Origin of the sequence: Frischella sp. Ac48 (genome assembly GCF_019641635.1) — a bacterium.
GTDB classification, from domain to species: Bacteria; Pseudomonadota; Gammaproteobacteria; order Enterobacterales; family Orbaceae; genus Frischella; species Frischella japonica.
This window is the reverse complement of the sequence record NZ_JAETXP010000006.1, coordinates 1-12,903: the sequence shown is the minus strand read 5'-3', so window position 1 is coordinate 12,903 and position 12,903 is coordinate 1. Positions and strand designations below refer to the sequence as shown.

The following is a 12,903-nucleotide window of genomic DNA, read 5'->3' as shown; positions in this document are numbered from 1 at the left end:
GAAGATATTTTATCTGACTATTATTATTGATTTAATTTAGTCGTTGAATGACGAATGATTAGTTCACATTCAATCATTTTTGCCAGACGAATCGGTTGATCACAATTCAGCATTGAAACTAATAACAGCATAGCTTGTTCTCCCATTTCAAATAGTGGTTTATAAATCGCGGTAATATGGTTCAATGGTTGATAAGGTTTATGGGAATTATCATGTACAAACTGTAACAAAGATAATCGTTCCGGAATATTAATTTTCATTGCTCGACATTGATCAATGACACCACAAATAGCACTTTCTGTACTAATGCTATAACCAGATGAACTATTAGATTGTTGCTCTCGATCGAGAAAATTTAAACTTAAGCAATCAGTACATATGATTGCTGATGGTGGTTGTGTGCTGCTCATCATTGTTCTTAAAGCAGTTTTACATGATGAATAACTAACTGATTGATAAGCAATTAATTTATCATTTACCATTATATTCGCCCGAGCTAAGGCTTGTTGATAGCCGTTGAACAGTTGATAAACCTCATTACGTTCTTCCTCCGCCAATAATATCGCAATATTCCTGTGACCTAAGCTCAGCAAATATTCAGTTGCTTGATAACCAATGGATAAATGATCGAAATAAATACAAGGTAAATTCATTGAAAATTGGTTAATTAATACTATCGGTGGTAATGCATGTTGAAATTGTAATAGGCGCTTTAAATAAGGCGAATCATTGATGATTAAAATACCATCTAAATGATGATTGATGGTATAACTAATAATTTGTTGAATCTCGTTTTCGTTAAAATAAATAAATCGTAAATAAAGCAATTTATACCCTTCCATTTTTGCTTTATATTCAATACCATGATTAATCAAACTATTCGGAATAAGTTGATTATCAATGACCAAAATTGTATTACTTTGGTTAACAGCGTGATAATTTTTGAACAATTCTTTTGCATCAAAATTGAGTTCTGAAATAGCTTGATTAACCCGACTCTGGGTATCCCGATGCGTTAAATGTGGTGTGTGTATCACTCTGGAAACCGAAGCTATTGATAATCCAGCACGCTGAGCAATTGCCTTTAAAGTAATTTTTCGTTTCGACATAATATATTTGGGCTATAACTATTATTTATTTAAATTACCAATAATTAGTCAAAAGATCAGAAAATTAGCTAATTTTTACGATACAATTCGCAATATTTTAGAAATACAGTTAAAAATTACTACGTCAAAATAACAATATCGCACAATAATTCTTCGTGATATAAATTAACTTATGATTATCAACGATTAATCTAATACTGCTATTATGTACTTAATCAAAGCATGGATAAAATCATATATAATATTTCTCAGATTGTCTTAACGAATTCTTTTATCTCGATAATTACACGATTTTATATTCGCAATGACTAAGGTTTTATTGCATAATATTAAGGTTATATTTGAGGAATAATTATTTATGGAACTCTTATGTCCTGCTGGTTCTTTACCAGCACTAAAAACTGCAATTGATAATGGCGCTGATGCTGTTTATATTGGTTTAAAAGATGATACCAATGCTCGCCATTTCGCTGGACTAAATTTTAATGAAAAACGACTATTCGAAGCATCAGATTATGTTCACAGGAAAGGTAAAAAATTGCATATTGCGATAAATACTTTTGCTCATCCTGATAATTTCTCTCGCTGGCAAAATGCCGTTGATATGGCAGCAAATATTGGCGCTGATGCCCTAATCTTAGCTGATTTAGCAATACTTGATTATGCGGCTGAAAAATATCCCGATATTGAACGTCATGTATCTGTTCAAGCTTCATCAACAAACATTGAATCAATCAAGTTTTACCATAATAATTTTAAACCACATCGTATTGTGCTACCTCGAGTATTATCAATCCATCAAGTTAAGCAATTAGCCCAAGTATCGCCAATTCCACTGGAAGTGTTCGCTTTTGGAAGTCTATGTATTATGGCGGAAGGTCGTTGTTACCTTTCCTCTTATTTAACAGGAGAATCACCGAATACTGTTGGTGCTTGTTCGCCTGCAAAATTTGTCCGCTGGGAGGAAACCGAACGCGGATTAGAATCGCGTTTAAACAATGTGTTAATAGATTGCCATAAGAAAGGTGAAAATGCGGGTTACCCAACTTTATGTAAAGGTCGTTATTTTGTTGAAAATACCTTATACCACCCGATTGAAGAACCAACAAGTTTAAATACGATTGAACTATTACCAGATTTATTTTCTGCCAATATTGCATCAGTAAAAATTGAGGGTCGTCAGCGTAGCCCCGCCTACGTCGAGCAAGTGACTAGAGTCTGGCGTCAGGCAATTGATCGCTATTTGATGAATCCTCATGCTTATCAAGCTGAAAAACAATGGATGGATATACTAGGCTCAGTGTCAGAAGGTAGTCAAACAACTTTAGGGGCCTATCATCGTAAATGGCAATAAGATACCTATTGAGCAACATTAGTCTTTATTCTTAAGGGAAGTTTTATGAAATATGCCTTAGGTCCAATTTTATATTATTGGCCTAAAATCGAAACAGAAAAATTTTATCACGCGGCGATGCAAAGTGAGGCCGATATTATTTATATGGGTGAGACGGTTTGCACTAAACGTCGTGAAATGAAAGTTGCCGACTGGATCGCTTTAGCAAAAGAAGTATCTAATTCGGGTAAACAAGTTATATTATCAACATTAGCGCTATTGGAAGCGGCATCGGAAATTAATGAAATGCGCCAATTAGTCAATAATGGTGAATTCCTTATTGAAGCAAATGACTTAGCCGCTATCAATTTAGCGCAAGAACACCGATTACCTTTTGTCGCCGGCCCGGCAATTAACTGTTATAACGCATTGACACTTAAGTTATTACAAAAACAGGGGATGATTCGATGGTGCATGCCTGTCGAATTATCACGCGATTGGTTACTCAATGTATTACATCAATTTGAATCACTTAAAATTCAACGTCAATTTGAAATAGAAGTATTTAGTTATGGTTACCTTCCATTAGCTTATTCTGCACGCTGTTTTACTGCGCGCTCTGAAGATAGACCAAAAGATAAATGTGAAACATGTTGTATCAAATATCCTACTGGTCGTGAGGTTTTTTCTCAAGAGCAACAGAAAGTTTTTGTACTTAACGGTATCCAAACTCAAAGTGGTTATTGTTACAATTTAGGTAATAATCTAAAAGATATGCAAGGTTTAGTCGATATTGTCCGTTTATCGCCACAGGGAATTGAAACCTTAGCAATGTTGCAACAGTTTAAAGCTAACGAAACGGGTCAAGTTCCAATCAAAATTATATCTAAACACGATTGTAATGGTTATTGGAATGGTATTGCCGGACTTGAGTTAACGAAATGAATTTTGATCCTATCTTTTTTCGTTCACAATTTCCTTCTCTACAATCTGAAGGGATTTATCTTGATTCTGCAGCTACAGCTTTAAAACCGTTAGTCATGATTGAAGCTACTAATCGTTACTATCTTAATGCCACTACAGTATTAAGAAGTAAACATTCCCAAGCACTAGCCTTAGATGCACAATATGAATTAGCGAGAGTACTGGCTGCTGATTTAATTAATGCACCATTTAATCATGAAATTATCTGGACTAAAGGGGCGACTGAGTCAATTAACCTTGTGGCCCAGAGTTATGCACGAAATCGTTTACAATCAGGTGATGAAATTATTGTCAGTGAACTAGAACATCATAGTAATCTCATTCCTTGGTTACAAGTGGCCGAACAAACAGGCGCAAAAGTAATTAAATGGGAAATTGAAGCAGACGGTACATTATCCACCCAACATCTACAATTATTGATGACAAATAAAACTCGCATTATTGCTGTTACACAAATGTCAAATGTTACTGGATATCAACCTAATATAGCTAAAATTAGCCAACTAGCTCATCAATACAACGCAATCATTGTCGTCGATGGTGCACAAGGTGTCATTCATGATGCCATGGATGTTCAACGATATGACATCGATTTTTATACTTTTTCTGCCCATAAATTATATGGACCAACAGGTTTGGGCGTGCTATACGGTAAATCAGAATTATTACAACAAATGAATTGTTGGCAAGGCGGGGGGAAAATGCTCAAAACTACCTCCTTTACTGATTTTAAACCGGCTAATCTTCCGTATAAATTTGAAGCTGGCACGCCAAATATTGCTGCAGTAATTGGCTTTTATGCGGTATTAGATTGGTTAAAAACCCTAGATAGTAATACTGCCGAGCGATACACAATTGATTTAGTGAGATATACCTATAAAAAATTATGTGCATTGCCAAATATCAAAATACATAGTAGAGCAAATAGTCCTCTGTTAAGTTTCTCTTTTACTGATATTCATCATGATGATATTGCCATTTTACTTACGGAACAAAATATTGCCATTCGAAATGGCGAATTGTGTGCACAACCTTTGATAAAAGCCCTAAATTGTAAAGGTGTGATTCGAGCATCCTTTATGCCATATAATTCACAAACTGATGCAGATAAATTTCTTTTTGCGGTTGAAAATGCATTATCAATATTAAAATGATAGACTTATTTAACAGCCTCATTTTATCTTTTTGAAAAATTTTATTAATTGAAACGTTATGCCTTGTCATTAATTGTAGCATATTTAATTTTACTGATTATTTTTCAACTATGTTACAATCATAGTACTACATTGATTATAATTTAAATATTATGCCCTTAGTCACCCAAGATCAGTTATATGCTTTGTTTTCAACCCTCAATACTTGGCAAGATCGCTACCGAGAAATAATAAAACTAGCTAAACTGATGCCAATCTTACCCGAAGAAGCTCGATCAATTGAAAATCAAATATATGGCTGTGAAAATCATGTTTGGTTAATAGTAGAAAAAAATAGTCAACACCAACTCAATTTTTATGGTGATAGTGAAGGTCGTATTGTTAAAGGCTTGATGACTATTTTACTAATTTTAGCTAACGGTAAAACCGCGGTCGAAATAGCAGAATTTGATTTTGCCGCAGTATTGAAGCGATTAAAAATTATTGATGAATTAAGTGAATCCCGTCAGTTAGGGGTGCAAAATATCATAAATAAAATAAAAAATTTAGCATCAATGAACTAATTGAATAAAAACTCACCTATAACACATTTTTATGCATAAAATAATTGAACGCTAGTTAAAACAATCATTTTAAAGCCCCTAACTATGGGGCTATCTCGTTTGTAATTTATTTTCAAGTTAATCCACATAAGTGAAAATTTTTGTGACCAATTTAACCTTTGCCGTTTTACTTGCTATTTCAGCAGCAATATCGCCTTCATTGTGGTTAACAATACCCAATAAGAAAACTTCACCATCTTCTGTAATAACTTTTATATCACGAGCTTTAGTCTCTTTATTTGCGATTAAATTAGCTTTCACATGCGTTGTGATCCATGCATCATTTGCCATGGTTCCAGCTCCCACAATATTTCCAACTCGTATTTGATTATAAATTTTAGCCACACCGTCAACACTATGTGCCAATTCTAGTGCTCGATTAATAACAGCTTGTGATTTCGCCTGACCGATAAGAAGAACATTACCATTATAAGAGGAAGCTACAATACGCGAACCTTTAAAATACTCTTCTTCATTTTTTAACTTCAAGCTGATTTTTGAATCAATTGATGTATCATCAACCTGCTTACCTGTTGTTCTAGGATCAGAGGCGATTTTCGCTACCCCAGCTCCCGCACCAATAAATGCTGCAACACACCCTTGTAACATCAATGCGCCAGTAACTATTGAAATAAGTAATACTATTTTTTTCACAAATCAATCCCCTATTTTTGTAATTAGTTAGGCAATCTTGATACAATTTAGTATTTAAGCTCACCCATATAATCGACCATGCTTTTTTATTTTCTTTGCAGTAGTAATCAACACGATTTAACGTAAAAAAAGCATATTCTCAATAAGTTGACAAAGGCAATTTAATACCAACAACTGCATTTCACATATTGTTCTTTCTTTATGAGAAGGAATTCTAATTTCAATATCATTCTGACCCAATAATCCTACCACGGTACCACCATCACAACCAGTAATGGCGATAACAGGTAGATCTTTAATAACAGCTTCCTGTACTGCCCTAATAATTGATTTATCATTACCGTCAGTGGTAAGAATAATTAATACATCATCTTGCATTGCTAATGCTTGAATCTGTTTAGCGTAAATATCATTTACTTGATGGTAATGATTTGCTACCGTACTAATCAAAATATTATCACTAACTAATGCAATCGCAGGGATACTAGGACGTTCAATATCAATACCACTCACTAATTGAGCAGTAAAATTTTGTACATTCGCCGCAGATATACTATTACCACAACTCAACACTTTATTACCATTAAGTAAGGCATTAATAATAATGTTAGCAGCTTGCTCAATTGGTTGACTTAATGCTTCCGCCATCACAATTTGAGTTTGAATACTTTCAGTAAAATAATTTTTAATTGTACTTAACATTACCGCTATTTCTCATAATATCACACAGATTGTGATCGCTTGTATTTCTATAAAGAAAAGGCATTTTTTATCCATTGCCAATCTTTTCCTGTAAACGTAAAGATATCAAAGCGAAATTCACATAACTCACTGTTAATATCCTGCTGAAACATCCAATGATAAGCAGCATGGATAATTTTAATTTGTTTCGCGCGCGTTATCGTTGAAGTAGCATTACCAAATAAATCATTTTTGCGATAACGAACTTCAACAAAAACCAAACACCCTTGATCCTGCATCACCAGATCAATTTCACCTAATCTAGATTGACTATTTTTTGCGATTAACTTTAAACCATTAGAGCATAATGTACGGCATGCTAATGCTTCATAATATTGCCCTAATTGACGTTTATCTAACATTAATCAACCGCAATTTCACTACCATCTTGATAACGGATCCATGATAATTTACGAGAGATATCACATTGATTGGCAACGGATAATTTTCCTGTTTTTCCATCAATACTTTTGCTCTTATAAGGTACTAAATTATCAAATTGGCTTGATAGCGCCCAGGCATCAAATCCCATTGCATATAAACGAGCCAAAGAATAATCATTTTTAATATAATCAGGTAATTGCGAATAATATTCATCGTGCTTGATAATTAGAGGTATATCACTTAGTTGTAATTGATCCATATCATAACGAAAATCAGTTGTAGTATTAGCAATATTACTTCTAGAACTCGCGTAAAGCGCAGGAATATTTTTTTTACTTGTTTTGACACTACTGGTATTTTTAGAGTTATTACCTGCACTTGATTTCATCTCAAGCATCGATTTAATTAAGGTCAGCTCTTCATGCGAAGCATAAATATAAATAGCATCAAATTCAACTTGTTTTTTAGGCATAACTTGTCCATTCTGATCAACATCTGCTGTGATTAATGGCACACCCTCTAATTCAATACCCACGCCAGAATTCATTTTCTTACTCAATTCTTCAGCTGAATCAAAATATTGAACATAAACGGGACTTGATGTCGGATGAGCGATATTCCATTGCTGAGCAAAACTTTTAGCAACACGTTCACCAAGATTATTATGAGGAATAATCAATAATGGTTGTTTTTTCTTTTCATTATAAATATGTTGCGCAGCATCTTTAGCTTCATCTTCTGGGGATAAAGCAAAAAAGCAGATTTTTGTAGCTGAATCAGACGATAAAGAAATATCTTCAATTTTATTTAATGCTAGCACTGGAATATCACTGGCAGACTGCAATAGCGTTTGTACATTTTGTTTTAATAATGGTCCTACAATTAATTGTGCGCCTTGTTGCTTCGCTCGTATGATTAAATTCTCAATAGAATCACTATTGGTATCGTAAAAATTTATATCTTGTTGCAAGTCTGGCGAAGATGCTTTAGCAGCATCTTGATAACCTAACCGAATTGTCTCACCAAATATTTTAGACTTACCACTTAATGGTAGAAATAATGCAATTTTTCTATTTTCAGCAGCATCTGGTAGATGATATTTTTCACCGTAAATATCTCTCGGTAGATAAGTTGCCGCAGGATGACCTGAATATTGTATTTGCCATTCACTAACAGCATTTTTGAGAGCTTGATATTGCTCCTCTTCCAATTTAGCTATCGCATCGGCATCAATATCATCTTGGTTATTAAAAGCGTACATTTTTATATTGCTTTTATAAATATAGAGTAAATCAATCCACCCTTGTAATACATAATCATCAGCATAAATTAAAATTTGATTAATTTTTTTATCAGATAAATTAGTTAAAAAATTCCACGTATTATTGATAGTATCATGACGTTGGTTAACCGAGCCATATTTTTCAAGTTCAATATAATCATGAAGTTGGGCATTATAATCTTTTTTGAGACCATCTAAGTCAATCTTTATCTTATAGTAACGAATTGTTTGTTCTTCACTTAAACTTGTCGGCGATATGGATTTAAAATCAAATTTTTGTTTAGTTTTTACTGCAATTTCACCTTCTAATAAGGTCTTCTCTTTTAGTTGCTCAGCATCTAAATTTTGTGGAAGCTGATTAAATAATTGGACTGCTTGTTTAACATTATTTTCAAGCAACAACGCCCGAATAGCGAGCAACTGCCAATTAATTTTCTCACTACCTGAAACGTTTTCAGCTTGAGATAGATAATACTGCGCATTTTTAGTTTGATCATAACTTATTTGCTTAGGAATATAACTAGGACATCCTGTTAAAAAACTAATCAATATTGCAATCAAACTTACTTTAATAAAATTTAACCATGCAGAAGGAAAACCTGACAATCTTTGCAACTTAATCATTATAAAATCTCTTTCGTTTATTGAATTGTGTAGGCAATAATTAACAACTGATACAGTAAAAAAGTTTTAATTTAGATAATATTTACTATGAAAATTAATAGTATTAATTAAATCATTGTTATACCTTAAGGTAACTTATCCCCAAATACGTTGAACATGTATCGTAATTTCTTCTCGATCATGATAAAGCTGTTTCGCTTGAATCTGGGCATTAACTCGATGTTCTTTTAATTGTTGTTCCAGAAATAACATATTTTGTTTTACTTCTTCATAACGTTTTTTCATGGGTAATTTTAAATTGAAAATAGTTTCACGACATAAACCGTTAACTAACCAATCAACCATTAATGCGGTCACTTTTGTCGGCTTTTCTACCATATCACAAACTAACCAATAGATACTATTCTTTTTTGGTCGAAATTTAAAACCATCTTCTTGATAATGTTTAACTTGTCCTGATTCCATTAGCAATTTATCCATTGGACCATTGTCAACAGCACTAACCATCATACTCCGTTTGACAAGTTGATAAGTCCAACCACCAGGACTAGCTCCTAAATCAACGGCATTCATGCCACCTTTTAAACGTTCATCCCATTCTTCATATGGAATAAAAACATGAAAAGCTTCTTCTAATTTCAAAGTAGAACGACTAGGTGCATCTGGCGGGAATTTTAACCTTGGAATTCCCATATAAAATGGCGAATTATTATTACTATATGAGTAACCAATAAAACAGCTAGTGCTGTTAATAAATAAAATATGAATAACCGGTTTTGACGGGTTTTCAACTTTCAATAAAATTTGATTTGCACGTAAAGCTTGCCTTAAAGGTACGGTAAACTTTCGACAAAAATTTGCTAATTCTTTAGCCTCATTAGTATCTGGAATTTCAACACGCAAGGATCCGGCACGAGAAATATTACCTTGAATGGCCTCAATCAACGGCGTAATTCTATCTTGATTAGATAGTTCAGTTAATTGCGCTCCCGCAACAAATATTTGTCTAGCAAAAATAAGCGTTTTAAAATTAATCATTTTGATTAACTTTTCCGCTTCATCTGCTTGATAGCATTCAAATTCAACATAAGCACTTGATGGTAAGGATTTAGTAAAACCATAAATCCCTAATTCAGCAGCCTTATCTGTAATTTCTGCGGCACACTCTTTCTCAAAACCTGAACGACAATATAAAATAACACGGTTTAACTTTTGCATTATAATTTATTAATACTCAATATAATGGCGCTTAGTTTAGCATAGAGTTAAGCTAATTTCATACTTATCCATAAATAGTCTTTGAATGCCCATACAAAAAATTTTATTTCTAGCGGGAAATTTTTATCACATAAAAAGTTTCTATGCGGCTAACATTGCCGCATAAATAATAATACATCATACCGCCACTGGCGCTTTAATTGCTGGATAAGGATCATAGCCCTCAATTGCAAAGTCTTCGAATTCGTAATCAAAAATTGTAGGTGGTTTTCTTTTGATAACTAGTTTTGGTAACACTCTTGGTTCTCTACTTAATTGTAATTGAGTTTGTTCCATATGATTGGAATATAAGTGAGTATCGCCACCTGTCCAAACAAAGTCGCCAACCTCCAAATTACATTGTTGAGCTATCATATGTACTAATAATGCATAACTAGCAATATTAAAAGGTAAACCGAGAAACACATCACAAGAACGTTGATAAAGTTGGCAAGATAATTTACCATTCGCTACATAAAATTGGAAAAATGCATGACAAGGTGCAAGCGCCATTTGCTCTAATTCGCCAACATTCCAAGCTGAAACAATAATTCGACGTGAATCAGGATCGTTTTTTATTTGTTCAATAACTTGACTAATTTGATCAATTTGACGACCATCAGATGCTTGCCACGAACGCCACTGTTTGCCATAAACAGGTCCTAAATTTCCATTTTCATCTGCCCATTCATCCCAAATTGTAACTTTATTATCTTTCAAATATTGAATATTCGTGTCACCTTTTAAAAACCAAAGTAATTCATGGATAATTGAACGTAAATGACATTTCTTTGTGGTGACTAACGGAAAACCTTCTTGCAAATTAAAACGCATTTGATAGCCAAAAATTGACAATGTTCCGGTGCCAGTACGATCTGACTTTGGCGTTCCTTCTTCTAAAATTTTTTGCATAAGTGCTAAATATTGTTTCATTTTTAATCCTATAAATACATTTTAACAATGGGTAATACAAATTTAGGTTTAATATTTTAAACCATTTGGGGATTTATACGCAAAATAGAAAAATATTATTCCAAAAATAATCATTGGTAGGCATAAAATTTGCCCCATACTGATAATATTAAAGAACAGACCTAATTGTTCATCGGGTTGTCTAAAAAATTCAATTACAAATCTGAAAATACCATATAATAATAAAAATAATCCTGATACGCTTCCTGTAGGTCTAGATTTACGAATAAACACATTCAAAAGTATAAAAAGGATTATTCCTTCAAAAACCATTTCATAAAGTTGAGAAGGATGACGAGGCAAAATATAACCGCAATTAACAAATAGTTCAGTCCATTCTGGATGACTTTTGACATAGGCAAGATCAGCAAAATTTGACGTTGGAAATAACATTCCAACAGGAGAAGTTGTAACGCGTCCCCATAATTCACCATTTATAAAATTACCTAAACGGCCAAACATTAAGCCTAGTGGAATTAACGGTGCAACAAAATCAGAAACATCAAAAAAACGTTTATGCGTTTTTACTGCAAAAAGTCCAATAACCACTAATGTCCCAATTAAACCTCCGTGAAATGACATACCACCTTCCCATACACGAAATAGCACTAGTGGATCAGCAAGAAAAACTTTAAAATTGTAAAAGAGTATATACCCAACTCTTCCTCCAATAAACAAACCAAGAAATCCCCAAAATAATAAATTTTCAACTTGCTCTTTAGTCCAACTATTGTGGTCTTTTTTAATTCGGATATTAGCTAATAACCATGCCCCTAATACACCAAATAAATACATAGCACCATACCAATGTAAGGAAACAGGGCCAATTGAAAATATAATGGGGTCAAAATTAGGAAAAGATAAATAATGTTTCATTTTTTTACATACTTCTTCTTTTTACGTTTATGTGCAAAGAAACTAAAACGCTTCTTATGTACAGAATTATTGACTTTAGGAACTTCAGTCGTGTTTTGAATAGGCATTTCTTTTTTTTCGCTTTGTATCGAAAAAACTGATGAAGAAAATTCTTTCATCGCTTTACGATAAACATCACGTTTAAAAGAAATGACTTGCCTGACTGGATACCAATAGCTGACCCAACACCAATCATCAAATTCAGGCATCTGTGTTGCAGCCAAATTAATCGCTGAAACATCAGATACTAATTCCAGAAGAAACCATTTTTGTTTCTGACCAATACAAATGGGTTCATTCTCCCAACGTATCATCCGTTTGGGTAATTTATACCTTAACCATCCATTAGTCACTGATAGAATTTTTACATCTTTAGGCAATAAGCCAACTTCTTCATTTAATTCCCTAAACATAGCTTGTTCAGGAGTTTCATTATTATTAATTCCGCCCTGAGGAAACTGCCAAGAATTTTGACCAAAACGACGAGCCCATAATACCTGACCCTGTCGATTACAAATAATAATTCCTACATTTGGACGGTAGCCATCATGATCAATCACCGACTACCTCAAAATAAACCTTTACTTAGGTTAGATTGTTACATATATCAGAATTAAGGTAAACCATTGGTATAGAAAAAACATCATTGAAAGGTATAACATTAAATATGATATAAAATTGTCGCTAACTAAAGGGAAAATTATAAATATTTTATAAAATAAGGGAGCATTGAAAATTTATAATAAGATATAGCAGAATTAATGAAAAAATATTGAATTGATAGTCTGGCGGTGACCTACTCTCACATGGGGAAATCCCCACACTACCATCGGCTCCACGGCGTTTCACTTCTGAGTTCGGCATGGGTCAGGTGGGACCACCGCAACATCGC

General features: G+C 33.5%; 13 protein-coding genes and 1 rRNA gene. 4 read left to right on the top strand and 10 right to left on the bottom strand.

Features of this window, described 5'->3' with window-relative positions:
• Positions 1-23 precede the first annotated feature (23 nt).
• Positions 24-1,109 carry a LacI family DNA-binding transcriptional regulator gene (locus tag JMI89_RS03790; RefSeq protein WP_220679375.1) on the bottom strand — a complete coding sequence of 362 codons (1,086 nt, stop codon included), beginning with the start codon at positions 1,107-1,109 and terminating at the stop codon, positions 24-26.
• A 358-nt stretch (positions 1,110-1,467) separates the two neighbouring features.
• Here JMI89_RS03790 and JMI89_RS03785 point away from each other — a divergent pair, with 358 nt between their 5' ends.
• The 4 genes from JMI89_RS03785 to JMI89_RS03770 all read left to right on the top strand — a co-directional run bounded on the left by JMI89_RS03785 (position 1,468) and on the right by JMI89_RS03770 (position 5,143).
• Positions 1,468-2,463, top strand: coding sequence for a peptidase U32 family protein (locus JMI89_RS03785; protein WP_187754230.1), 996 nt, complete (start codon positions 1,468-1,470; stop codon positions 2,461-2,463).
• Between the two features lie 45 nt (positions 2,464-2,508).
• On the top strand, positions 2,509-3,387 hold the full coding sequence (locus JMI89_RS03780; RefSeq protein WP_187754229.1) for a U32 family peptidase: 879 nt from the start codon (positions 2,509-2,511) through the stop codon (positions 3,385-3,387).
• Positions 3,384-4,580: a cysteine desulfurase CsdA gene (gene csdA, locus JMI89_RS03775; protein WP_187754228.1), complete on the top strand. Its 1,197-nt coding sequence runs from the start codon at positions 3,384-3,386 to the stop codon at positions 4,578-4,580. The genes JMI89_RS03780 and csdA overlap by 4 nt, the downstream gene beginning before the upstream one ends.
• Before the next feature lie 152 nt (positions 4,581-4,732).
• Positions 4,733-5,143, top strand: a complete 411-nt coding sequence (locus tag JMI89_RS03770; protein ID WP_187754227.1) for a SufE family protein — start codon at positions 4,733-4,735, stop codon at positions 5,141-5,143.
• 117 nt (positions 5,144-5,260) lie between these two features.
• Here the strand turns inward: JMI89_RS03770 and dolP are convergent, their stop codons facing one another.
• The 9 genes from dolP to rrf all read right to left on the bottom strand — a co-directional run.
• Positions 5,261-5,836 carry a division/outer membrane stress-associated lipid-binding lipoprotein gene (dolP, locus tag JMI89_RS03765; RefSeq protein WP_187754226.1) on the bottom strand — a complete coding sequence of 192 codons (576 nt, stop codon included), beginning with the start codon at positions 5,834-5,836 and terminating at the stop codon, positions 5,261-5,263.
• Between the two features lie 117 nt (positions 5,837-5,953).
• Positions 5,954-6,538, bottom strand: coding sequence for an SIS domain-containing protein (locus JMI89_RS03760; protein ID WP_187754225.1), 585 nt, complete (start codon positions 6,536-6,538; stop codon positions 5,954-5,956).
• A 47-nt stretch (positions 6,539-6,585) separates the two neighbouring features.
• A complete protein-coding gene (locus JMI89_RS03755) occupies positions 6,586-6,939 on the bottom strand; it encodes a YraN family protein (protein WP_187754224.1) in 354 nt (117 codons plus the stop codon).
• Positions 6,939-8,867: a penicillin-binding protein activator gene (locus JMI89_RS03750; RefSeq protein WP_220679374.1), complete on the bottom strand. Its 1,929-nt coding sequence runs from the start codon at positions 8,865-8,867 to the stop codon at positions 6,939-6,941. The genes JMI89_RS03755 and JMI89_RS03750 overlap by 1 nt, the downstream gene beginning before the upstream one ends.
• A 135-nt stretch (positions 8,868-9,002) precedes the next feature.
• Entirely contained in the window at positions 9,003-10,085 is a 1,083-nt protein-coding gene (rlmM, locus tag JMI89_RS03745) for a 23S rRNA (cytidine(2498)-2'-O)-methyltransferase RlmM (RefSeq protein ID WP_187754222.1), read from the bottom strand.
• A 177-nt stretch (positions 10,086-10,262) separates the two neighbouring features.
• Entirely contained in the window at positions 10,263-11,057 is a 795-nt protein-coding gene (thyA, locus tag JMI89_RS03740) for a thymidylate synthase (protein WP_187754221.1), read from the bottom strand.
• Positions 11,058-11,105: 48 nt separating this feature from the next.
• Entirely contained in the window at positions 11,106-11,972 is an 867-nt protein-coding gene (gene lgt / locus JMI89_RS03735) for a prolipoprotein diacylglyceryl transferase (RefSeq protein WP_187754220.1), read from the bottom strand.
• Complete coding sequence (rppH, locus tag JMI89_RS03730) at positions 11,969-12,571, bottom strand: RNA pyrophosphohydrolase (RefSeq protein WP_187754219.1); 603 nt, start codon at positions 12,569-12,571, stop codon at positions 11,969-11,971. The genes lgt and rppH overlap by 4 nt, the downstream gene beginning before the upstream one ends.
• Positions 12,572-12,794: 223 nt before the next feature.
• Positions 12,795-12,903 (bottom strand): 5S ribosomal RNA (gene rrf, locus JMI89_RS03725); the annotation flags it as partial.

Bases quoted from the DNA above. Each gene is read 5' to 3' on its own strand.
- JMI89_RS03785 (WP_187754230.1), top strand. From the start codon at position 1,468: ATGGAACTCTTATGTCCTGCTGGTTCTTTACCAGCACTAAAAACTGCA.
- JMI89_RS03770 (WP_187754227.1), top strand. From the start codon at position 4,733: ATGCCCTTAGTCACCCAAGATCAGTTATATGCTTTGTTTTCAACCCTC.
- JMI89_RS03760 (WP_187754225.1), bottom strand. From the start codon at position 6,538: ATGTTAAGTACAATTAAAAATTATTTTACTGAAAGTATTCAAACTCAA.
- lgt (WP_187754220.1), bottom strand. From the start codon at position 11,972: ATGAAACATTATTTATCTTTTCCTAATTTTGACCCCATTATATTTTCA.
- JMI89_RS03755 (WP_187754224.1), bottom strand. From the start codon at position 6,939: ATGTTAGATAAACGTCAATTAGGGCAATATTATGAAGCATTAGCATGC.
- rlmM (WP_187754222.1), bottom strand. From the start codon at position 10,085: ATGCAAAAGTTAAACCGTGTTATTTTATATTGTCGTTCAGGTTTTGAG.
- JMI89_RS03750 (WP_220679374.1), bottom strand. From the start codon at position 8,867: ATGATTAAGTTGCAAAGATTGTCAGGTTTTCCTTCTGCATGGTTAAAT.
- JMI89_RS03790 (WP_220679375.1), bottom strand. From the start codon at position 1,109: ATGTCGAAACGAAAAATTACTTTAAAGGCAATTGCTCAGCGTGCTGGA.
- thyA (WP_187754221.1), bottom strand. From the start codon at position 11,057: ATGAAACAATATTTAGCACTTATGCAAAAAATTTTAGAAGAAGGAACG.
- JMI89_RS03780 (WP_187754229.1), top strand. From the start codon at position 2,509: ATGAAATATGCCTTAGGTCCAATTTTATATTATTGGCCTAAAATCGAA.
- csdA (WP_187754228.1), top strand. From the start codon at position 3,384: ATGAATTTTGATCCTATCTTTTTTCGTTCACAATTTCCTTCTCTACAA.